This window comes from Streptosporangium sp. NPDC005286, from assembly GCF_040607515.1.
In the GTDB taxonomy this organism is placed as follows: domain Bacteria; phylum Actinomycetota; class Actinomycetes; order Streptosporangiales; family Streptosporangiaceae; genus Streptosporangium.
Genome location: NZ_JBEXGU010000385.1, coordinates 1 through 1,815 on the forward strand (window position 1 = coordinate 1; position 1,815 = coordinate 1,815).

At 70.5% G+C, this 1,815-nt stretch carries 1 protein-coding gene and 1 pseudogene; both read right to left on the reverse strand.

What is annotated here, in order from left to right; genetic code table 11:
- Positions 1 to 618 (reverse strand): annotated as a pseudogene (locus ABZU75_RS46270) (glycosyl transferase); the annotation flags it as partial.
- 23 nt (positions 619 to 641) lie between these two features.
- Positions 642 to 1,815 (reverse strand): activator-dependent family glycosyltransferase (locus tag ABZU75_RS46275; RefSeq protein ID WP_355569922.1); only part of this gene is annotated, 1,174 nt, incomplete at its 5' end.

Here is a 1,815-nt window from a genome sequence, read left to right on the forward strand (position 1 = left end):
GGTGAAGTTCCCGGTGAGCATGTCCTCGGTGAAGTCGAAGCCGTACTTGCGGCCGTAGCCGGCCAGCCAGTCGGCGAGCGGGTCGGCACGGTCCTCGGGTGGCTGCCGCTCGTTGAGCCGCCGGTAGAGCCGGCGGACGCCGCCGTAGACGTCGATGCCGAACAGCAGCCGGGCGTGCGCCGCCCCGCAGGCCTTGGCGGCGATCGCCCCGGCGAAGGCGAAGGGTTCCCAGACGACCAGGTCGGGCTGCCAGTGCCGGGCGAAGTCCACCAGATCCGAGATGAGAGGGAAGTTCCCGTATCGATGTCCTTCTCGCGCCGCCGAGGCGATCCCGGGCTTCAGATACTCCCAGGTGGCCTTCGCGGGATCGTCGAAGGCGTCGTACGGCGCCGGGATGCCTGGTCGCTCCGCTTTGACGTCTTCCGACGTCCGTGTCATGCGCGGGTTGTGGTCACGCCCGACCGGGACCGCGGTCAGCCCGGCCTGGGTGATCACGTCGGCGAAGCCGGGCTGGGCGGCGAACCGGACCTCGTGCCCCGCGGTGCGCAGCGCCCAGGCCAGCGGCACCATGTACAGGAATATCGTCTTCGCCGGAGTGGTGGCGAACAGGATCCGCATCGTCTTCCCTTCCTGGGCCGGTGTCAGCGATGTTCGGCGGTGAGCTTTTCCAGCTGCGGGACGAGCTGGTTGGGGGTGGGCTGGGCGTGGATCTCGTCGCGCAGGTCGTGTGCCCGGTCGCGGAAGGTGGGTTCGTTCAGCAGGCGCAGCACGCCCTCGCGGACGGCCTGGCCGGTGGCCTGGTCACCGAGAAGCGTCAGGGTGGCGCCCTGCTCGGCGGCGCGGCGGGCGAGTTCGGGTGCGTCGAACTCCCATGGCACGGTGAGCTGGGGGACCGCGTGCAGGGCGGTGGTGAGGAAGGTGCCGGGGCCGGCATGGTTGATGACCGCGGCGCAGGTCGGGGTCAGGGCGTGCAGCGGCACGTAGGAGACCACCCGGGTGTTGTCGGGGACGCGAGGGGCTTTGTGCCGCTGGTTTTCCGCGATGGTGGCGACGAGTTCGATGTCGAGGTCGGCCAGGGAGTCCAGGATGTCCTGCACGTCGACGGTGTAGCCGGCGAAGCGGTCGGTGGCGGTGGTGCCGAGGGTGAGGGCGACGCGGGGACGTCGGGGCGGGGTCCACAGCCATTTCGGTACGACGGCGGGTCCGCCGTAGGGGATGTATCGCATGGGGAGGTAGTCGAGGTCGGCGCGCATGCTCAGCGAGGCGGGGAGCTGGTCGATGCCGAACTGGCCGGTGATCATGTCCTCGGTGAAGTCGAAGCCGTACTTGCGGGCGTAGCCGGTCAGCCAGTCGGCGAGCGGGTCGGTGCGCTTCTCGGGGGGCTGTTCGGCCTGGAGGCGCAGGAAGTGTTGCCGGGTGACGCCGAAGACGTCGATGCTCCACAGCAGGCGGGCGTGCGCGGCGCCGCAGGCCTTGGCGGCGATCGCTCCGGCGTAGGTGGTGGCCTCCCAGATGACCAGGTCGGGCCGCCAGTGCCGGGCGAAGTCCACCAGATCGGCGACCATCGGAAAGTTGTCGAGTTTGTGCCAGTGGGCGATGAGGTGCCGGTAACCGTCCTGCATCGCCTGCCAGTCGAGGGCCGCGGGGTCCGTCACCGCCGCGTCATAGGGCGCGGGCAGCCCGGCACGACCCGCCTCCTCGTTCTCGGGGTGCATCTCCGCTATCCGCCAGGTGGTGTGGTTCCGGCCGACCGGCGCCGCGGTGAGGCCCGCCTGGGTGACCGCGTCGGCGAAGGAGGGCTGGCTGGCGACGCGG